This is a genomic window from Agromyces sp. MMS24-K17 (genome assembly GCF_043950245.1).
GTDB lineage: Bacteria > Actinomycetota > Actinomycetes > Actinomycetales > Microbacteriaceae > Agromyces.
Map to the genome: position 1 here is coordinate 2,268,178 of NZ_CP171640.1, position 19,127 is coordinate 2,287,304.

Annotated in this window: 18 protein-coding genes; 12 read left to right on the forward strand and 6 right to left on the reverse strand. The window is 71.9% G+C overall.

The features are described 5' to 3' along the window. Positions 1-21: 21 nt before the first annotated feature. From ACGGZK_RS10370 to ACGGZK_RS10380, 3 genes are all read left to right on the forward strand, one after another. Complete coding sequence (locus ACGGZK_RS10370) at positions 22-705, forward strand: TetR/AcrR family transcriptional regulator (RefSeq protein ID WP_395242586.1); 684 nt, start codon at positions 22-24, stop codon at positions 703-705. 8 nt (positions 706-713) lie between these two features. Further along, on the forward strand, positions 714-2,450 hold the full coding sequence (locus ACGGZK_RS10375; protein ID WP_395242587.1) for an ABC transporter ATP-binding protein: 1,737 nt from the start codon (positions 714-716) through the stop codon (positions 2,448-2,450). Positions 2,451-2,562: 112 nt separating this feature from the next. Beyond that, positions 2,563-4,551, forward strand: coding sequence for an ABC transporter ATP-binding protein (locus ACGGZK_RS10380; protein ID WP_395242588.1), 1,989 nt, complete (start codon positions 2,563-2,565; stop codon positions 4,549-4,551). Between the two features lie 119 nt (positions 4,552-4,670). Here ACGGZK_RS10380 and ACGGZK_RS10385 read toward each other — a convergent pair whose 3' ends face one another. Then, positions 4,671-5,366, reverse strand: a complete 696-nt coding sequence (locus tag ACGGZK_RS10385) for a DUF6264 family protein (protein ID WP_395242589.1) — start codon at positions 5,364-5,366, stop codon at positions 4,671-4,673. An 8-nt stretch (positions 5,367-5,374) separates the two neighbouring features. Continuing rightward, on the reverse strand, positions 5,375-6,406 hold the full coding sequence (gene fbaA, locus ACGGZK_RS10390; protein ID WP_395242590.1) for a class II fructose-bisphosphate aldolase: 1,032 nt from the start codon (positions 6,404-6,406) through the stop codon (positions 5,375-5,377). Positions 6,407-6,497: 91 nt separating this feature from the next. On the opposite strand from fbaA, the gene ACGGZK_RS10395 reads away from it, so the two are divergent. From ACGGZK_RS10395 to ACGGZK_RS10420, 6 genes are all read left to right on the forward strand, one after another. Then, the gene (locus tag ACGGZK_RS10395) at positions 6,498-7,457 is read left to right on the forward strand and encodes a fructose-bisphosphatase class II (protein ID WP_395242591.1); all 960 of its coding nucleotides are present in this window, start codon (positions 6,498-6,500) and stop codon (positions 7,455-7,457) included. Between the two features lie 114 nt (positions 7,458-7,571). Beyond that, positions 7,572-8,570 (forward strand): class II fructose-bisphosphatase, encoded by a 999-nt coding sequence (gene glpX, locus ACGGZK_RS10400; protein ID WP_395242592.1) that lies wholly within the window; start codon positions 7,572-7,574, stop codon positions 8,568-8,570. Between the two features lie 46 nt (positions 8,571-8,616). Beyond that, positions 8,617-10,020 carry an MFS transporter gene (locus ACGGZK_RS10405; RefSeq protein ID WP_395242593.1) on the forward strand — a complete coding sequence of 468 codons (1,404 nt, stop codon included), beginning with the start codon at positions 8,617-8,619 and terminating at the stop codon, positions 10,018-10,020. A gap of 82 nt (positions 10,021-10,102) precedes the next feature. Beyond that, positions 10,103-10,495, forward strand: a complete 393-nt coding sequence (locus ACGGZK_RS10410; RefSeq protein WP_395242594.1) for a VOC family protein — start codon at positions 10,103-10,105, stop codon at positions 10,493-10,495. Between the two features lie 102 nt (positions 10,496-10,597). Then, positions 10,598-10,894 carry a hypothetical protein gene (locus ACGGZK_RS10415; RefSeq protein ID WP_395242595.1) on the forward strand — a complete coding sequence of 99 codons (297 nt, stop codon included), beginning with the start codon at positions 10,598-10,600 and terminating at the stop codon, positions 10,892-10,894. Positions 10,895-10,926: 32 nt separating this feature from the next. Further along, positions 10,927-11,274: a hypothetical protein gene (locus ACGGZK_RS10420; protein ID WP_395242596.1), complete on the forward strand. Its 348-nt coding sequence runs from the start codon at positions 10,927-10,929 to the stop codon at positions 11,272-11,274. A 100-nt stretch (positions 11,275-11,374) separates the two neighbouring features. Here the strand turns inward: ACGGZK_RS10420 and rmuC are convergent, their stop codons facing one another. Beyond that, on the reverse strand, positions 11,375-12,982 hold the full coding sequence (gene rmuC / locus ACGGZK_RS10425) for a DNA recombination protein RmuC (protein WP_395242597.1): 1,608 nt from the start codon (positions 12,980-12,982) through the stop codon (positions 11,375-11,377). Positions 12,983-13,056: 74 nt separating this feature from the next. Continuing rightward, on the reverse strand, positions 13,057-13,674 hold the full coding sequence (locus ACGGZK_RS10430; RefSeq protein WP_395242598.1) for an exonuclease domain-containing protein: 618 nt from the start codon (positions 13,672-13,674) through the stop codon (positions 13,057-13,059). A gap of 65 nt (positions 13,675-13,739) precedes the next feature. Between ACGGZK_RS10430 and ACGGZK_RS10435 the strand changes: the two genes are divergently transcribed. Together ACGGZK_RS10435 and ACGGZK_RS10440 are read left to right on the forward strand one after the other, a co-directional pair. After that, positions 13,740-14,471 (forward strand): class I SAM-dependent methyltransferase, encoded by a 732-nt coding sequence (locus ACGGZK_RS10435; protein WP_395242599.1) that lies wholly within the window; start codon positions 13,740-13,742, stop codon positions 14,469-14,471. 104 nt (positions 14,472-14,575) lie between these two features. Beyond that, positions 14,576-15,502: a DMT family transporter gene (locus tag ACGGZK_RS10440; RefSeq protein ID WP_395242600.1), complete on the forward strand. Its 927-nt coding sequence runs from the start codon at positions 14,576-14,578 to the stop codon at positions 15,500-15,502. A 49-nt stretch (positions 15,503-15,551) separates the two neighbouring features. Here ACGGZK_RS10440 and ACGGZK_RS10445 read toward each other — a convergent pair whose 3' ends face one another. Continuing rightward, positions 15,552-16,964 carry a hypothetical protein gene (locus ACGGZK_RS10445; RefSeq protein WP_395242601.1) on the reverse strand — a complete coding sequence of 471 codons (1,413 nt, stop codon included), beginning with the start codon at positions 16,962-16,964 and terminating at the stop codon, positions 15,552-15,554. Between ACGGZK_RS10445 and ychF the strand changes: the two genes are divergently transcribed. After that, entirely contained in the window at positions 16,958-18,031 is a 1,074-nt protein-coding gene (gene ychF / locus ACGGZK_RS10450) for a redox-regulated ATPase YchF (protein WP_395242602.1), read from the forward strand. The two genes, ACGGZK_RS10445 and ychF, sit on opposite strands and share 7 nt — an antisense overlap. A gap of 107 nt (positions 18,032-18,138) precedes the next feature. Here the strand turns inward: ychF and ACGGZK_RS10455 are convergent, their stop codons facing one another. Further along, entirely contained in the window at positions 18,139-18,981 is an 843-nt protein-coding gene (locus ACGGZK_RS10455) for a patatin-like phospholipase family protein (RefSeq protein WP_395242603.1), read from the reverse strand. Between the last annotated feature and the right edge of the window lie 146 nt (positions 18,982-19,127).

Sequence of the window (19,127 nt, forward strand, 5' to 3'; positions counted from 1 at the left end):
TCCGGCGTAGGATCGGCACTCGTGACCCCCACCCAGGAGCGCGCTCCGCGCGCCAAGCCGCTGCCGGTCGACGAGCGCCGCGCCGCGATCGCGCGCGCCACGGTGCCCCTGCTCGTGGCCCACGGCGGCGACGTCACGACCCGGCAGATCGCCGAGGCATCCGGCGTCGCCGAGGGCACCCTGTTCCGCGTGTTCGCCGACAAGGATGCGATCATCGACGCCGCCGTCGAGGCGTTCCTCGACCCCGAGCCGTTCCGCGCCGCGATCCGCGCGATCGACCCGGGCCTGCCGCTCGAGCTCAAGCTGCGGATGGTGCTCGACCGCTTCCACGACCGGTTCGCCGGCATCTTCGGCGTGTTCGCATCGCTCGGCATGCAGCGGCGGAAGCACCCGCCCGCCGTCGAGCCCGACGTCATCATCGGCATCTTCGAGCGCCTGCTCGCGCCCGACCTCGACCGGCTGCGGGTGTCGCCCGCGCAGGTGTTCGGGTTCGTGCGCATGGTCGCGTTCTCGTCGGCGATGCCGCACCTCGGCTCGGGCACCGACCTCGACACCGCCCAACTCGCGCACCTCATCGTGCGCGGCATCGCGGAGCCGCCCGGCGAGGCGTCGCCCGAGGCATCCGACCGGCCCGAGGCATCCGAACCGCCCGAGGCATCCGCCACGCCCGATCCATCCGTTCCATCCGACCCGACCGAGAGGTGACCGGCCACATGCTCTGGAAACTGCTCACCCGCCACCTGAAGCCGTACTGGGCGCTGCTCGTCGGCGTCGTCGTCTTCCAGTTCGCGCAGTCGATGGCGTCGCTGTACCTGCCGAGCCTGAACGCCGAGATCATCGACGACGGCGTCGTCACGGGCGACACCGGCTTCATCCTGTCGACCGGGTCGCTCATGCTCGGCATCACGCTGCTGCAGGTCGCCTGCGCGATCGCCGCCGTCTACTTCGGCGCCCGCGCCGCGATGGCGTTCGGGCGCGACCTGCGGAAGGCGATCTTCGCCCGCGTCGGCGACTTCTCCGAGCAGGAGGTGTCGCGCTTCGGCGCGCCGAGCCTCATCACGCGCACCACGAACGACGTGCAGCAGGTGCAGATGCTCGTGCTCATGAGCTGCACCATGCTCGTGTCCGCGCCCATCCTCGCGATCGGCGGCGTCATCTTCGCGCTCCGCGAGGATCTCGCGCTGTCGTGGATCATGGTCGTCGCCGTGCCCGTGCTGCTGCTGGCCGTCGGCCTCATCATCAGCCGCATGGTGCCGCTCTTCCAGTCGATGCAGAAGAAGATCGACCAGGTGAACCGGGTGCTGCGTGAGCAGCTCACCGGCATCCGCGTCGTGCGCGCGTTCGTGCGCGAGGGCATCGAGTCCGACCGCTTCGAGACCGCGAACGCCGCCCTCACCGACACCGCGCTCCGCGCCGGCCGCCTGTTCGCGCTCGTGTTCCCGATCGTGATGCTCGTGCTCAACGCGTCGAGCGTCGCGGTGCTGTGGTTCGGCGCGTTCCGCGTCGAGTCGGGCGAGATGCAGATCGGCGCGCTGACGGCGTTCCTCAGCTACCTCATCCAGATCCTCATGGCCGTGATGATGTCGACGATGATCGCGTTCCTGCTGCCGCGGGCCGCCGTGTCGGCCGGCCGCATCGGCGAGGTCCTCGAGACCGAGCCGAGCGTCGCCGAGCCGGCCGACGGCGTGCGCGCGCTGCCCGCGCCGGGCACCCTCGAGTTCCGGGACGTCACGTTCTCGTACCCGGGCGCCGAGGACCCGGTGCTGCGCGACGTCAGCTTCACCGCGGAGCCCGGCAAGGTGACCGCGATCATCGGCTCGACCGGCGCCGGCAAGACCACCATCGTGAACCTCGCCGCCCGGCTGTTCGACGCGACCGAGGGCCAGGTGCTCGTCGGCGGCGTCGACGTGCGCGACCTCGACCCCGACGTGCTGAACGCGCAGCTCGCGCTGGTGCCGCAGAAGCCGTACCTCTTCGCGGGCACGGTCGCGACGACGCTCCGGTACGGCGATCCGGATGCCTCGGACGAGGCGCTGTGGACGGCGCTCGAGACCGCCCAGGGCCGGGACTTCGTCGCCGCGATGCCGGGCGCGCTCGACGCGCCCGTCGCGCAGGGCGGCACGAACGTGTCGGGCGGCCAGCGCCAGCGGCTCTCGATCGCCCGGGCGCTCGTCAAGCGACCGCCGATCTACCTGTTCGACGACTCGTTCTCGGCGCTCGACACCGCGACCGATGCGAGGCTCCGCGCCGCGCTCGCCCGCAAGGTGTCCGACGCGACCCTGCTCGTCGTCGCCCAGCGCGTCGCGACCATCGTCGACGCCGACCAGATCCTCGTCGTCGAGGACGGGCGGATCACCGCCCGCGGAACCCATGAGCAGCTCGTCGAGACCTCGGAGGCGTACGCCGAGATCGTCCGGAGCCAGCTGAGCGCAGAGGAGGCGGCCGCGTGACCGAGCAGCAGACCGGAACCGGGACCGAGCCCACGGCGTCCGAAGCGCCCGCGCAGGAGGCGCCCGCGCCCGAGGCGCCCGCGCCCGTCCGTCCCCCGTGCGCCGCGGCCCGATGGGCGGTGGCCCGATGGGCGGCATGGGCATGCCCGCCGAGAAGTCGAAGAACTTCGGCCCCAGCGCAAAGCGCCTGCTCGGCCGGCTGCGGCCCGAGCGCATGGCGATCGTGTGGGTCGTGCTCCTCGGCGTCGTCAGCGTCGTGCTGTCGGTGCTCGGCCCGAAGATCCTCGGCCAGGCGACGAACCTCATCTTCGAGGGCGTCATCTCGGCGCAGCTGCCCGCCGGGGCCACCCAGCAGCAGGTCGTCGACGGCCTGCGCGCCCAGGGGAACGAGCAGCAGGCCGACATGGTCGCGTCGATGAACCTGCACCCGGGCGAGGGCATCGACTTCGCCGCCGTCGGCACGGTGCTCGCGTGGGTGCTCGCACTCTACGTCGTGGCCGCGCTGTTCGGCTGGGCGCAGGGCTACGTGCTGAACGGCGTCACCCAGCGCACGGTGTTCCGGCTCCGCCAGGACGTCGAGGCGAAGCTGCACCGCCTGCCGCTGTCGTACTTCGACAAGATGCAGCGCGGCGAGCTGCTCTCGCGCGTCACGAACGACATCGACAACATCTCGCAGACGCTGCAGCAGACGATGAGCCAATTGCTCACCTCGCTGCTCACCGTCATCGGCGTGATGGTGATGATGTTCGTCATCTCGCCGGTGCTCGCGCTCATCGCGCTCATCACGATCCCGTTGACGATCGTCATCACGGCGCTCATCGCGAAGCGGTCGCAGAAGCTGTTCGTCGCCCAGTGGGCCCGCACCGGCACGCTGAACGCGCAGGTCGAGGAGGCCTATTCGGGCCACTCGCTCGTGCGCGTGTTCGGCCGCCGCCGCGAGGTCGGCGCCCGGTTCGACGGCGAGAACGAGGAGCTGTACGCCGCGAGCTTCGGCGCCCAGTTCGTCAGCGGCATCATCATGCCCGCGATGATGTTCGTCGGGAACCTGGTCTACGTCGCCATCGCGGTGGTCGGGGGGCTCATGGTCGCCGGCGGCACGATCTCGCTCGGCGACGTGCAGGCGTTCATCCAGTACTCGCGCCAGTTCACCCAGCCGCTCAGCCAGCTCGGCTCGATGGCGAACCTGCTGCAGTCGGGCGTCGCGAGCGCGGAGCGCGTGTTCGAGCTGCTCGACGCCGACGAGGAGGTGCCCGACCCCGTCGAACCCGAGCGCCCCGCGGCGACCACCGGCCGGCTCGTGTTCGAGGACGTCTCGTTCCGCTACGACCCCGCGAAGCCGCTCATCGACGACCTGTCGCTGGTCGCCGAGCCCGGCCAGTCGATCGCGATCGTCGGCCCCACGGGGGCGGGCAAGACGACCCTCGTGAACCTGATCATGCGGTTCTACGAGCTCGACGGCGGGCGTATCACGCTCGACGGCGTCGACACCACGCACATGACCCGCGACGCGCTGCGCTCGCGCATGGGCATGGTGCTGCAGGACACCTGGCTGTTCGCGGGCACGATCCGCGACAACATCCGCTACGGGCGGCCGGATGCCACGGACGAGGAACTCCTCGCCGCGGCCCGCGCGACCTACGTGGACCGGTTCGTGCGCACCCTGCCCGACGGGTACGACACCGTGCTCGACGACGAGGCGTCGAACCTGTCGGCCGGCGAGAAGCAGCTCATCACCATCGCCCGCGCGTTCCTCGCCGACCCGTCGGTGCTCATCCTCGACGAGGCGACGAGCTCGGTCGACACCCGCACCGAGCTGCTGCTCCAACAGGCGATGACCGCGCTCCGCGCCGACCGCACGAGCTTCGTCATCGCGCACCGGCTCTCGACGATCCGCGACGCCGACCTCATCATCGTGATGGAGCACGGCTCGATCGTCGAGCAGGGCACGCACGGCGAACTCCTCGCGACCGACGGCGCCTACGCCCGGCTCTACCAGGCGCAGTTCGCGGCGCCGATGGACGAGGAGGAGTCGGCGGATGCCCCGGCGGCCGGCGGGCTCGCGGCGGCGCTCGCGGCGCGCGCCGCCGTCGGGCGGAGCTAGCGGGCACGCGGCGACTCCTGCCGCGACTCCGCGGAGACGACGAAGGCGGCGGCCGGGACATCCCGGCCGCCGCCTTCGTGCGTTCCCACTCGGGCGCGGCGTGCGCGCCCGACCGCCGGTCAGGGCGCGGTGCCGCTCATCTGCTCGACGTACGCCAGGAACGTCGGGTCGTTGAAGAAGACGATCCCGCAGAGCACGAGCGTCAGCACGACCGACAGCAGGCCGCCCGCGATCGGCACCCAGAAGGCGACCTTCCGGCGGCGGATGCGCAGCACCGACCAGCCGAGCACGGCCGCGTAGAGCGCGAGCTGCACGATGATGCCGACGGTCGTGAGCGTGGGCAGCCACTCGGGCGCGACGAAGTCGCCGACGCCCTGCTGCTCGTACACGACCTGGAACGACTGCGGCAGCAACTGGTAGCTCGTCGCGGTGTTCCACGCGCCGAAGGCGCCGAATGCGAGCAGGCCGATCGTCGCGATGCGGTCGACGGGGCGTTCGGGGCGAGCCGGGGCGGCCTCGGCGCCGGCCTCGGCAGGCAGGCCGGGTGCGGCGGCCGGCGCCGGCCCGGGATGCGACTGCGGCTGCGCGGCCGCAGTTGGCGCGGGCGACGCAGCGCTCGCGGCCGGTCCGGATGCCTCGTCGCGGTCGTCGGTCGGCGGCTGCCACGTCCACCCGGGCGGGGCGTACTCGCCGTACTTCGGGCGCGGACGTGACCGCTCGTCGGCCGGCGCCGGTGCGGGCGTCGCCGCCGCACCGGGTCCGTCGCCCGCGGGCGCCGGGGATCCCGGCGTCCGAGCGGCCTCGTCCTGGGTCATCCGTGCCCCTACGCGGTGATCGACTGGCCGGCCGAGCCGAGCTGGCGGGTCGACTCGCCGACGCGCACGGCCATGGCCGACTCGGCGACCTTGCCCCACGCGCGCGGGTCGTACTGCTTCTTGTTGCCGACGCCGCCGTCGACCTTCAGCACGCCGTCGTAGTTGCCGAGCATGTAGCCGGCGACCGAGCGGGTGAAGGCGTACTGGGTGTCGGTGTCGATGTTCATCTTCACGACGCCGTTGGCGACCGCCTCGGCGATCTCCTCGTCGGTCGAGCCCGAGCCGCCGTGGAAGACGAGGTCGAGCGGCTTCGGGCCGGTGCCGTACTTCGCGGCGAGGCCGTCCTGGATCTCCTTGAGCAGCGACGGGCGCAGCTTCACGTTGCCGGGCGCGTAGACGCCGTGCACGTTGCCGAACGTGAGGGCGGCGATGTAGCGGCCCTGCTCGCCGAGGCCGAGCGCCTCGACGGTCTGCACCACGTCGTCGAGGGTCGTGTACAGGGCGTCGTTCGAGCCCTCGTGCGCGACGCCGTCCTCCTCGCCGCCGACGACGCCGATCTCGACCTCGAGGATGGCGTTGATGGCCTTGATGCGGGGGAGGAGCTCCTTCGCGATCTCGAGGTTCTCGGTCAGCGGCACGGCCGAGCCGTCCCACATGTGCGACTGGAAGATCGGGTTGCGGCCGGCCTTGACCTCCTCCTCGGAGGCGGCGATGAGCGGGAGCACGAAGTCGGCGAGCGCCGGCTTCGGGCAGTGGTCGGTGTGCAGCGCCACGGTGATCGGGTAGGACTTCGCCACCTCGTGCGCGAACTTCGCGAACGCGAGCGCGCCGGTCGCGCGGGCCTTCACGGTGTGGCCGGCGAAGTAGTCGGCGCCACCGGTGGTCACCTGGATGATGCCGTCGGAGCCCGCCTCGGTCAGGCCCTGCAGCACGGAGTTCAGCGTCTGCGAGCTCGACACGTTGAAGGCCGGGAAGGCGAAGCCCTTGGCCTTGGCGGTGTCGAGCATCTCGGCGTACTGCTCGGGGGTGGCGATGGGCATGCTGGCTCCTTCGGAAGATGATGGGATCCTCATGAGTCTACCGAGGCGGCGCGGGCGGTTCAGGGCGCCCGCGAGGCGAGAGGATGGGGGCATGGATGCGCACCCGGATGCCTCGCCCGTGATCGACGACCGGACCGTCGCGGGGTTCGTCGACGCGGCGGTCGCGGCAGCGCTCGCGGTGCGCCCGCTGGTCGGGTCGGGCGACCCGATCGCAGTCGACGGCGCCGCGGTCGACGCGATGCGCGCGGTGCTCGCCGGCGTCGACGGCGACGGGCGGGTCGTCATCGGCGAGGGGGAGAAGGACGACGCCCCGATGCTGCACCTCGGCGAGCGCTTCGGGCGGGGCGGGGCGGATGCGCCGGAGATCGACCTGGCGGTCGACCCGGTCGACGGCACGCGGCTCGCCGCAGCCGGGCGCCCGGGCGCGATGGCGGTCGCCTCGATCGCGCCGCGCGGGGCCTTCGCCGACCTGGGGCCGGCGCACTACCTCGAGAAGCTCGTGTCGTGGCATCCGGATGCCTCGCTCGATCGTCCGCTCGGCGACCTCGTGCGTGCGATCGCGGCGGAGCGCGGCGTCGCCGTGTCGGCGGTGCGGGTGGCGGTGCAGGAGCGGCCGCGGAACGCCGGGTACGTCGCCGCGGCGCGCGCGGCCGGCGCGGTGGTCGAGCTCTTCGAGCACGGCGACGTGGAGCGGAGCATCCGTGCCGCGCAGCGCGGGACCGACCTCGACGTGGTGGTGGGCGTCGGCGGCGCGCCCGAGGGCGTGCTCACGGCGGCGGCGGTGCGGGCGCTCGGCGGCGGCATGTCGGCGCGGCTCGCGCCGCAGTCCGAACCGGAGCGGGAGCGGATCGTGGCAGCCGGCGTCGACGTCGGGCGGGTGCTCGGGCTCGACGACCTCTGCGCGGGGCCGGCGGCGTGCATCGTCGCGGCGGTGACCGCCCTCGACCTCGGCGCGGGCGCCGTGCTCGAGGCGGCGACCGCCGACGAGGCGTCGACCTGGGTGGCGGTCGAGGGTCGCGGGATCGTCGTGACGCCGCGACAGGTTCGTTAAGAACCGGCGAACTTTCACGCTCGATCGCTGCCGGAAGACGTTTTCCAGAGGCTGAAATCGTTAAGCTCGAAGGGTACGGACGACCCGAAGACGAACGCCTGGAGGACCTCACCGATGAGCATCGACGCAGCCAGCCTGTTCCACCACCCCGACCGAAACCTGGCGCTCGAACTCGTGCGCGCGACCGAGGCGGCGGCGATCCGGGCGGTGCCGTGGATCGGCAAGGGCGACAAGAACGCGGCCGACAAGGCCGCGGTCGACGCGATGCGCGCGTTCCTCTCCACCGTCGACATGGACGGCGTCATCGTCATCGGCGAGGGCGAGAAGGACGAGGCGCCGATGCTGTTCAACGGCGAGCAGGTCGGCTCCGGCAGCGGCCCCGCCTGCGACATCGCGGTCGACCCGATCGACGGCACCTCCCTCACCGCAGCCGGCCGCTCGCACGCGCTGTCGGTGCTCGCCGTGTCGGAGCGCGGCACCATGCTCGACGCGTCGAGCGTGTTCTACATGGACAAGATCGTCACCGGCCCCGAGGGCATCGGCGTCATCGACATCGAGCGCCCCATCGGCGACAACGTGCGCGCGCTCGCCAAGGCGCTCGGCAAGGACGTCGGCGACCTCCGCATCGCGGTGCTCGACCGGCCGCGCCACGAGCAGCTCATCGCCGACATCCGCGCGGCCGGCGCCGGCACCCGGCTCCTCCTCGACGGCGACGTCGCCGGCGGCATCAACGCCGCGCGCCGCGACACCCGCATCGACATGTGTGTCGGCATCGGAGGCAGCCCCGAGGGCATCACCACCGCCTGCGCGATCAAGGCCCTCGGCGGCTTCATGCAGGGCAAGCTCGCCCCCAAGGACGAGGCGGAGGCCGAGCGCGGCCGCGCCGCGGGCCTCGACGTCGACGCCATCCTCGGGCTCGACGACCTCGTCGCCGGCGACAACACGTTCTTCGTCGCCACCGGCGTCACCGACGGCGCGCTCTGCCTCGGTGCGAAGCGCGAGGGGCCGATCATCCGCACCGAGTCGGTCGTGCTGCGCTCGAAGTCGGGCACGCTGCGGCGCGTCCAGGCCGAGCACCTCGTCGAGAAGTGGCTCGACCCGGCCGACCGCTGACCGGATCCCACCGGCGGGCGTCGGCGGGTTCGGCGAAGATGAACGGATGACTCGCGCCACGAGCCTGCCCCGCGCACTGCGACCGTTCTCGGTCGGCCAGTACCGGCTGCTCGTCGTCGCGCTCGCCGCGTCGTTGCTGTCGGCCGGCGCGTGGCTGGTGGCCGCCGTCTGGCAGGTCGTCGAACTCGGCGGCACGCCGGTCGACCTCTCCTTCGTGGCAGTCGGCTCGAGCCTCGGACTCGTCATCGCCGTGTTGTTCGGCGGCGTCGCCGCCGACCGCATCCCGCAGCGACGCATCCTCATCGTCGTCGAGATCGTGCGCGGCGCGGCGTTCGCCGTCGCCGCCGTGCTCGCTTCGACCGGCGTCATCGAGGTCTGGCACATCGCCGTGATCTCGTTCGTGCTCGGAGTCGCCGACGGCTTCTTCTACCCCGCGTACTCGGCGTGGCTGCCTGCGATCCTGCCCGAGTCGCAGCTGCTCGCGGCGAACGGCGTCGAGGGCGTGCTGCGGCCCGCCGTCAACCAGGCGGCCGGCCCGGCGATCGCGAGCCTGCTCATCGCCGTGCAGGGCCCCTGGCTGGCGTTCGCCGCGGTCGGCGCGCTGCAGGTCGTCGCGGTCGTGGTGCTCGGCGTCATGCGCACGACGCCGGTGCGCCGCGACCCCGGCGAGGTCGTGCTGCACCCCGTGCGGCAGACGTTCGTCGACCTGCGCGACGGGTTCCGCTACCTGCTGTCGACCCGGTGGCTGCTCGCCACCCTGGTCTTCTCGATCGTGCTGGTGCTCATCATCATGGGCCCGATCGAGGTGCTGCTGCCGTTCGCCGTCAAGGACCAGGCCGGCGGCGGCGCCGGCGCGTTCGCCATCGCGCTCGGCGCGTTCGGGCTCGGCGGCGCGGTGGGGTCGCTCACGGTCGCGTCGATGCGGATCCCGCGCCGCTACCTCACGCTGATGATCCTCGCCTGGGGCGTCGGCTCGGCGCCGCTCGCGATCATCGGCGTCACGTCGTCGCTGTGGGTCATGGTGATCGCCCTGTTCCTCGTGGGCGTGCTCTTCGACGGCGCGCAGGTGCTCTGGGGCACCCTCCTGCAGCGGCGGGTGCCGCCCGCGATGCTGGGCCGGGTCTCCAGCCTCGACTTCTTCGTGTCGCTCGCCCTCATGCCGCTGTCGATGGCCGTCGCGGGCCCCGTCGGCGAGGCGATCGGGCTCGCGCCTGCGTTCCTCATCGCCGGGCTCGTGCCGCCGCTGCTCGCGTTCGCGACGCTCGCCATCGCCCGCCTCGGCAAGGACGAGCTGTCCCACCCGCTCGAAGGGCATCCGGATGCCTCCCAGGTGACGGGTGCCGGGGCCGCCGCGGGGTTCGAGGCGCCGGTCGACGAGCGACACGGCGAGGGGGTCGCGCCCGTGGGCGACGAACGCGCGCCGGCGGGTGAGGAGCCGACCGGCGCGTGACCCGCGGACTCCCGAGGGGGAGGGGTTGGCGTACTCCGGGCGCTGTGCGAGGCTGGCCGCGCAACGAGGCGAGGAGGACGGCATGGGGCTGCAGGCGAAGGGCGCGTTCCCGGGGTTCAGCGTCGACGACGTCGACGCGGCGCGCGAGTTCTACAGCGGCGCGCTCGGGCTGGCGGTCGACGAGTCGATGGGCGGGCTGTGGATCACCCTGCCATCGGGGCAGGGCGTGTTCGTGTACGGCAAGCCGAACCACGAACCGGCGTCGTTCACGATCCTGAACTTCGAGGTCGACGACCTCGACGCGGCCGTCGACGCCTTGAACGCGGCCGGCGTCTCGACGAAGATCTACGAGGCGCCGAACGACTTCGGCACGGACAGCCGGGGGATCGCGCACGGCACGGCGACCGGTGACGGCCCGGACATCTGCTGGTTCCGCGACCCGGCCGGCAACGTGCTGAGCCTGATCGCCGCCTGAGCGCGGCCTGGGCGCGGCCGGAGCGCTCGGCGCCGGGTCAGGGAGCGCACTGAGTCCGCCCGTCGGGGCGGGTGGTAGACCCGACCCATGTTGGGGCAATCGTTGAACTCGCCATGGGCGTCGAGCGGCGGCGTCTACACGCACACCTGGACCTTCCAGGTGACGCATCCCGGCCGGACGGTCGTCGAGGTCGCGCTCACCTCGGTGAACAGCATCGACGACGACGACGGCACCTTCGCCCGGTTCGGCGTCTCGCAGATCGTCAGCGACAGCGGGGTCGAGAACTTCGGCGACGACGGACCGCCCGTGGTCGCTCGTGACGGGGTCACGAGCGTCAGCGTGCGCATGTTCGTCATGAACTCGTATGCGCGCGGGCGGGTCTCGCGCAACTTCTGGTGAACCGGACGGTTCGGGACGAGGAGGACGGGCAGATGATCGACGAGACGGCGAGCAGCGATCGCGACGAGCGGACGCGGCAGCGACTCAGCGTGCTCTACGACCCGGAGACCGGCCGAGCGGTGGCGGGCCACACGTTCGTCGGGGTCGACGACGAGCTCTCGGGGCCCGAGGGCGCCGAGGCGCGCGAGCGGGTACTCCGCGAGGAGGCGCGCGACCGCGGAGATCTCGGGCGACTGCGGTTCCTCGAGGCGCCGCAGGGACTCCGGCTGGATGGGCCGGTCGAACTGCGGGTGGAGGGCGAGCGGCTCACGTCGCGACCGCTGCGGATCGTGCGGCGGAACGTCGACGCGGCCACCCTTCGGGTGCGCCCGCGCGACTGAGGCGGCGACGCACGCGCGCGACCGCGGCCGCGTGATCGCGGCCGCGCGGTCGCGACCCGCGCGCCGCGACCCGCGCACCGGGTGCGGCCCGTGCCGACCGTCAGATCGAGCGGATCTCCGGGTCGATGTCGGCGCCGTCGAAGTCATCGGCGATCGGCGCAGCGAGGAGGGCGGCCGCCGACTCGATGCCGTCGTCGGCGAGGCCCTCGATCGCGGCTGCCTCGACGCCGAGGTCGACGATCTCGACGTCGCGCAGCTTGCGCTCGACCGCGCGGGTACGGCGACCGGCCTCGGTCACCGTGTTCTGGGCGGTCTGCAGCTGCTTGCCGAGCTTGTCCCACACCTGCGCGTACTTGCCGAACTCCGCCTTGGCGGCGCCGAGCACCTGCCACACCTCGGAGCTGCGCTTCTCGATCGCGAGCGTGCGGAAGCCCATCTGCAGGCTCGTGAGGAGCGACGCGAGCGTCGTCGGGCCGGTGATGAGGATGCGGTGGTCGTTCTGCAGCCGGCTCGCGAGCCCGGGGCGGCGCACGACCTCGGCGAACAGCCCTTCGGTCGGCAGGTACATGATCGCGAAGTCGGTGCTGAGCGGCGGCTCGATGTACTTCTCGGCGATCGTCTTCGCCTGCGCGATCACGGCGCGCTCCAGGGCCTTCGCGGCGGCGTCGATCTGCGCCTTCTCACCCGCCTCGTGGGCTTCGAGCAGCCGCTCGTAGTCCTCCTGCGGGAACTTCGAGTCGATCGGCAGGAACACCGGACGGTCGCCGTCGTTGCGGCCGGGCATCTTCACCGCGAACTCGACGTTCTCGCGCGAGTTGGGGCGGATCGCCACGTTCTGCTCGTACTGGTCGGGCGTGAGCAGGTCTTCGAGCTGTCGGGAGAGCTGCACCTCGCCCCAGGTACCACGACTCTTCACGTTCGTGAGGACGCGCTTCAGCCCGCCGACATCGGTGGCGAGGTTCTTCATCTCGCCGAGGCCCGCCTGCACCTGCTCGAGCCGCTCGCTCACGAGCGCGAACGACTCGCCGAGCCGCTTCTCGAGGGTGCCCTGCAGCTTCTCGTCGACCGTCTCGCGCATCTTCTCGAGCTTCGCCTCGTTGCCCGTGCGGAGCTTGTCGAGCTCGTCGCGCAGCGACTGCTGCAGCTCGACGTGCTTGGCCGAGTTCGCCTCGGTGAGCGCCTGGACGCGCTCGGCGTTCACGGCGAGGGCATCGGTGAGCGCGGACTGCAGCTTCTCGACCGTCGCGCGCACCTGCTCGAGCTTCTCGTCGTTCGCGCCGCGGAGGGCGTCGAACCGCGTCTCGACGGCCGCCTTGAGATCGGCCTGGGCCTGGGCCGATGCCTTCGACGACCCGTGGAACTGCTCGCTGAGCGTCGTGAGCGACGCGTCGAGCGTGGTGCGGAGCTCGTTCGCCGACGTCTGCCGCGCGACGCGCTCGTGGTTCAGGGCGTCGGACTGCGCCGCCGCGGTCGCCTGCAGGCGCGCGTCGAGCTGCTGCGCGACCTCGCCCAGCATCTGCCGGAGCTCCGCCCGCTGCCCGGCCAGCTCGCCACGGAGCTCGGTGCCGCCGTTGCGCACCTCGTCGCGCAGGGCCGCCGCGAGGTTCGGGTCGACGGCGCTGCCGGCGGGTCGCCGCACGAGCACCACGACGATCGCCCCGAGCAGGACCGCGATCACGAGGCCGATGATGAGCAGCAGGATCTCCATGCGACGAGTGTCGCAGGGGCCGCCGACATCGCGCGGGAAGGACGGCGGCGGGCTCTCGATACGGGGGCTGCGCGCTACTGCAGCGCCATCGGCCCGTGCGCCGCGGGGTCGGCCCGCACGGTCGCGGCGCCGAGCGCGCCGACGCGCACGCCGGTGATCTTCGCCAGGGCGGCGAGGTCGTCGACGTCGTGCCGGCGGGCGGCGTGCGAGATGATCGCGGCGCATGCCTCGGCGTCGGCGAGGGCGTTGTGGTGGGAGAAGTCCTCGAAGCCGGCGGCCATCGCCGCGACCGGGAGCCGGTAGGAGTCGAGCGAGTACGTACGCCGCGCGACCTGCAGGCTGCAGAGGTACGCGTGCTCGGGCACCGCGAGGCCGAAGGCCTCGGTCGCGGCCCGGATCACGCCCATGTCGAATCCGGCGTTGTGGGCCACGAGCCAGTCGTCGCCCGCGAACGCGCGGAAGGCGTCGAGGTGCACGTCCCAGCCCGGGGCATCCGCCACCATCTCGGGCCGGATGCCGTGGATGCGGATGTTCCACTCGTTGAACTCGTCGTGCGGGAACGGCGGCCTGATCAGGAAGTACTCCGTGTCGACGACGCGCCCGTCGCGGACCTTCACCAGCCCCACGGAACAGGCCGACGCACTCGACGAATTGGCGGTCTCGAAGTCGATCGCGGTGAAGTCCACTGGCACGGAGGCATCCTGTCACGCGCCTCGGACAGTTGACGGATGCCTCGCCGCGGGCATGGAATGGCCGCATGAGCGACGAGCGCGCACGCAGCTTCGGGCTCGCGGCATCCGTCTACCAGTCCGCTCGACCGGGCTACCCGGTCGAGGCGGTGTCGTGGCTCGTCGGCGATGCCGCGCGGGTGCTCGACCTCGGGGCCGGGACCGGCAAGCTCACGCAGGCGCTCGTCGCGCTGGACCGCGAGGTGATCGCGGTCGACCCGGTCGAGGAGATGCTCGAGGAGCTCGAGGTGCAGGTGCCCGGCGTGCCGCGCATCCTCGGCACCGCCGAGGACATCCCGGTCGAGGACGCCTCGGTCGACGCCGTCGTCGCCGGGCAGGCGTGGCACTGGTTCCAGCCCGAGCGGGCGGTCCCCGAGATCGCCCGCGTGCTGAAGCCCGGCGGCACGCTCGGGCTCGTGTGGAACAGCCGCGACACCCGCGTCGGCTGGCTGCGCGAGGCGGGCGAGATCATGCACGAGCGCCACGACGCGAGCGCGTCGTTCGAGGAGTACGTCGCGGTCGGCCCGCCGTTCGGCCCCATCGAAGAGCACACGGTCGCGTGGACCGCGCGGATGACCCGCGCCGGCTTCCTCGACCTCGTGCGGTCGCGTTCGCACTTCATCACGGCGGATGCCTCGGAGCAGGCCGCGACCCTCGCGGCGCTCGACACCCTGCTGGCGACGCATCCCGACCTCGCCGGCGCGGAGGAGCTCGCGGTGCCGTACCTGACGCGGTGCTTCCGCACCCGGCTCGGTCGTTGAGCCGGTCGAAACCCGGTGGTTGAGCTTGTCGAAACCACCCGTGGAGCCGTGGGGGTGGTTTCGACAAGCTCAACCACCGTCGGCGACCCACGTACCCTTGACTGGTGCAACGCGCCCGGGTCTACGTCTTCCTCGCGCTGGCGAACCTGTTCTGGGCCGGCAACTTCGTGTTCGGCGCGCTCATCGGCGACCAGGTCTCGCCGGTGTCGCTCACGTTCTTCCGCTGGGCGTTCGCGGCCGTGCCGCTCGTGCTCCTCGCCTGGGCGCTGGAACGGCCCGACTGGCGGCGGGCGCTCCGCGAATGGAAGCTGCACCTGCTGCAGTCGCTGCTCGGACTCACCGGGTACACGATCCTGCTGTACTCGGCGCTCGGCCTGACGGGCGCGGTCACCGCGTCGGTGATCAGCGCCATCAACCCGGCGATGATCGCCCTCGGCGCCGCCCTCGTGCTGCGCGAGCGGCTGAGCGGCCTGCAGGGCGTCGGCATCGGCCTGGCCTTCGTCGGCGTGACGATCGTGCTCACGGGCGGCGACCTCGGCAGCGTCCTCGCGAACGGGTTCGGCGTCGGTGACCTGCTCGTCGTGGCATCCGTGCTCGCCTGGACCGTGTACTCGCTCATCTCGCGGCGCCTGACCACCCCGCCGGTGACGTCGACCGCCGTCCAGGCGGTGCTCGCCACCCTCACGATGGTCCCCGTGGTCGCGATCATGGGCGTCACCCCGCCCGCCGACCTCGCAGCCCTGTTGGGCGTCGCGTACATCGTGCTGTTCCCGTCGGTGCTCGGCTACGCGTTCTGGAACATCGGTGCGGCGAAGGTCGGGCCGACGAAGGCCGGCATCTTCCTGAACCTGCTGCCCGTGTTCACGGTGGTCATCGCGGTCGCGCTCGGCGAGTCGCTCGAGGTCGCGGCCGCGATCGGCGGAGCGCTCGTGGTCGTCGGCGTGACCCTGACGCTGTGGCAGCCGCGGCGGCGCACGCGGGCGGATGCCCCGGTCGAGGCGGATGTCCCGGCGGTGACGTCGGCACCGTGAGTCCATGTCCGGCCCCGATCGCCGGCCTCGGACATGCGCGGCGTGGCGTTCATCGATCGCGGGCGCGCTTGACGCCACGTGTCGTCGTCACCTCCACCATCATCGGGTCCTCGGCGTCGGCGTCGGCGTGGTACTCCGAGGAATGGTCGACCTCGTCGCGATCGCGGTCGCGCCATCCGGTGTCATCGAGACGACGCTTGGCCCCCCGCGGCTGCGGGACCACGGCGTCGAGCACCTCCTCGATCCGGTCCGCCGACGGCGCGGCGGTCGTGGTCACGAGTTGGTGCGGCCAGTCCGAGCGGTCGCTTCCGGTCGTCCCCTGGTAGAAGCGGACGGTCCAGTAGTTGCCCTGCTTGAAGACCGCTCGCCCGATGAGGTTCAACACCGCTCGGGTGGACCGCGGTGTCAGCTTCTCGGCGAGGCCGAAGTACCGGGTGAGGCCGAGTTCGATCGAGAGCCTCCGTCGCGCGAACGCCTGCGGGCTTCGCGCATAGAGGCGGTCGATGAATCCGTCCACCTCGGTACAGCGCGCGAGTTCCTCCCTCCGCTGAGCCTTCACGCCCCGTGCGATCGCTCTCGCGTCGCGGTTGCTCGAGCCTCCTGAACGAAGTGCGGTCGGCACGAGCCGCGTGTACTGCGCCTCGCCCGTGTATCGGATCCGATCCCAGCCGACCTTGTTCCAGATGTGGAGCGTGTCGTCTTCCCGTGCGGAGCTGATGTCGAACCACGCGACATCGCGCTGCCTCGGCCCATCGCCCTCGGACACGACCACGTCGGGCCGGGTCATGCCGCGCCCGCCCTGGGTCTGCGCCCGGGTGCCGGGTGGAAGCGACGCCTGGAGGGCGCCGTGGTCGACGTCGATGTTGACGAGTTCCTCCACGGCGTAGCCGTAGCGCGCGTACAGCAGCCGCGGCACCTTGCTCGGATCGAGCGCGTACTTGTCGTACGCAGCGTGGAAGATCGCGAACTTCCGGATGCTCGGCGAGAGGTTGTCGAGGTTCTGGGCGGTGGTGGCCGCAGTCTCCACGAGCGAGCTCAGCTTCGTCAGCGCCGGATCGAACCGGTGCGCATCCTGGCCGCTCGGCCGGGACTGCCAACGCTCGATGCGCTGGATCGCGACGGTGCGCGGCGTGCTCGCGGCGGCCGGCCCGAGGACGGTGGCGATCGCGCGATTGCCCGCGGTCCGCTGGAGGTCGAGCAGGTGCGCGACCAGCGGCGAGCCTCCGGCGGTGTCGCGCCCCTGATTCGGGGAGTCCGTCGTGCTCGTCGCCTGTGGCGGCCGCGACGGACGCGTGCGCCCGACTCCCGTCGTCGACACGTCCATTCGTTCCGTCACGCTGCGCTCCCGCCCTGCCGGTTCCAGCGTCGCGGCGGCGAGGTTCCGAGAACGCGGATGTCGGGGCATCCGCCGGGGCACGCATGCTGCCCGATCGGTCGCCGGTAGACTGGACGCCCGTGGCACTCACCATCGGAATCGTCGGCCTCCCCAACGTCGGCAAGTCGACCCTCTTCAACGCCCTGACCAAGAACCAGGTGCTCGCGGCGAACTACCCGTTCGCGACGATCGAGCCCAACGTCGGCGTGGTGAACCTGCCCGACCCCCGCCTCGCGACGCTCGCCGGCATCTTCGGCTCGGAGCGGATCCTGCCGGCCACGGTGTCGTTCGTCGACATCGCCGGCATCGTGCGCGGGGCATCCGAGGGCGAGGGGCTCGGCAACAAGTTCCTCGCGAACATCCGCGAAGCGGATGCGATCGCGCAGGTCGTGCGCGGGTTCGAGGACTCCGACGTCGTGCACGTCGAGGGCACCGTCGACCCGAAGAACGACATGGAGACGATCAACACCGAGCTGATCCTCGCCGACCTCGAGACGCTCGAACGCGCCATCACGCGCTACGAGAAGGAGGTCAAGGGCCGCAAGCTCGACCCGTCGGTGCTCGCCGCGGCCGTCGAGGCCCGCGACCTGCTCCAGGGCGGTACGCCGCTCTCGGCGTCCAAGATCGACCTCGCGCCCATCGCCGAGCTCGGCCTGCTCACCGCGAAGCCCTTCATCTACGTCTTCAACGTGGATGAGTCGGTGCTGACGGATGCGTCGAAGAAGGCCGAGCTGGCGGCGCTCGTCGCGCCCGCCGAGGCCGTGTTCCTCGACGCGAAGATCGAGTCGGAGCTCATCGACCTCGACCCGGAGGAGGCGGCCGAGCTGCTCGCCTCGACCGGGCAGGACGAGTCGGGCCTCGACCAGCTGGCGCGCATCGGCTTCGACACGCTCGGCCTGCAGACCTACCTCACCGCCGGCCCCAAGGAGTCGCGCGCGTGGACGATCCGCAAGGGCTGGAAGGCCCCCGCCGCGGCCGGCGTCATCCACACCGACTTCGAGCGCGGCTTCATCAAGGCCGAGGTCATCTCGTTCGAGGACCTCGTCGAGACCGGCTCCGTCGTCGAGGCCCGCGCCAAGGGCAAGGCCCGCATGGAGGGCAAGGACTACGTCATGCAGGACGGCGACGTGGTGGAGTTCCGCTTCAACGTCTGACTCGTCGAGGCTTCCCTCGCGCAACCAAGTCGCGCAAACGGTCGCTTGCCGCCGCGTCGATCCCGTCGACTCGTGCGACTTCGTCGCGCGGTGTCGCGGGAAACGTCTCAGCGAACCTCGGCGCGACTCCGCGATCGCGGGTGGTGCGCCACGAGGGGCGTGCGATGCGGTGCATGCCGGGGCACATCCGCAGCGTGGGACGGCGACGCGGTCGCGAATGGTGCGGCCGCATCGAGCGCCGCGGCCGCGGCCCGGCGCCCCTCGGCGATGAGGCGCGGCGCGTCGGCCATCGTCCACTGGGCCATCCGCTCCATCTCGGGCTGGATGAGCACGACCGACGGGTCGCGTTCGAGGTCGGCCACGCGCCCGGTCGTGCGCATCATGCGCACGCTCTCCCACTTCGCATGGAGGTGGACGACGATCACGCGGTCGGCGCCGAGCGCGCGCGTGGCGGCCACGGGCACGTTGTCGAGCATGCCGCCGTCGGCGAGCCAGGCGCCGTCGCGCCGGACGGGAGCGAGGAGCCCGGGCACGGCGATCGTCGCCCGGAGCGCCGTGCTCAGCGAACCCTGGTCGATCGTCACGGTGCGCCGCGCCCCGAGATCCGTCGCGACCGCCGCGAACCGGCGGGGGAGTGCCTCGATCAGCGGATCGTGGCCGAACACGCGGTGCACGGCGTCGTGGAGCGCGCCGGCGTCGAGCAGCCCCAGGCGCGGTGCGAACGACCACCGCGCGATGTCGCGCCAGCGGAACGAGCGCGCGACCCGCTCGATCTGGTGCACGTCGAACCCGGCCGCGTAGGCCGCGGCGACCAGGGCACCCGAGCTCGTACCGGCGGTGATCCCGGGGCGGATGCCTCGCTCGGCGAGCTCCTGCAGCACGCCCACGTGGGCAGCGCCGAAGGCGGCCCCGCCGCTCAGCGTGAGGCCCAGGGTGATGTCGTCGGTCATGGCACGCTCCGCGCGAGGTCTGGTGTCTGTGGAGAACCTATCGCGGCGGTATGGCACCGGTCTGGGCGTCAGCGGTGAGAATGCTGAACCCATCGGGTTGCGCGACGGCGCAGGCCCCGGCGGTCGCGCGTGGTCATCGCGATAAT

Coding starts and splice junctions, on each gene's coding strand:
- ACGGZK_RS10375 (WP_395242587.1), top strand. CDS start 714: ATGCTCTGGAAACTGCTCACCCGCCACCTGAAGCCGTACTGGGCGCTG.
- ACGGZK_RS10380 (WP_395242588.1), top strand. CDS start 2,563: ATGGGCGGTGGCCCGATGGGCGGCATGGGCATGCCCGCCGAGAAGTCG.
- ACGGZK_RS10385 (WP_395242589.1), bottom strand. CDS start 5,366: ATGACCCAGGACGAGGCCGCTCGGACGCCGGGATCCCCGGCGCCCGCG.
- fbaA (WP_395242590.1), bottom strand. CDS start 6,406: ATGCCCATCGCCACCCCCGAGCAGTACGCCGAGATGCTCGACACCGCC.
- ACGGZK_RS10395 (WP_395242591.1), top strand. CDS start 6,498: ATGGATGCGCACCCGGATGCCTCGCCCGTGATCGACGACCGGACCGTC.
- glpX (WP_395242592.1), top strand. CDS start 7,572: ATGAGCATCGACGCAGCCAGCCTGTTCCACCACCCCGACCGAAACCTG.
- ACGGZK_RS10405 (WP_395242593.1), top strand. CDS start 8,617: ATGACTCGCGCCACGAGCCTGCCCCGCGCACTGCGACCGTTCTCGGTC.
- ACGGZK_RS10410 (WP_395242594.1), top strand. CDS start 10,103: ATGGGGCTGCAGGCGAAGGGCGCGTTCCCGGGGTTCAGCGTCGACGAC.
- ACGGZK_RS10420 (WP_395242596.1), top strand. CDS start 10,927: ATGATCGACGAGACGGCGAGCAGCGATCGCGACGAGCGGACGCGGCAG.
- rmuC (WP_395242597.1), bottom strand. CDS start 12,982: ATGGAGATCCTGCTGCTCATCATCGGCCTCGTGATCGCGGTCCTGCTC.
- ACGGZK_RS10435 (WP_395242599.1), top strand. CDS start 13,740: ATGAGCGACGAGCGCGCACGCAGCTTCGGGCTCGCGGCATCCGTCTAC.
- ACGGZK_RS10455 (WP_395242603.1), bottom strand. CDS start 18,981: ATGACCGACGACATCACCCTGGGCCTCACGCTGAGCGGCGGGGCCGCC.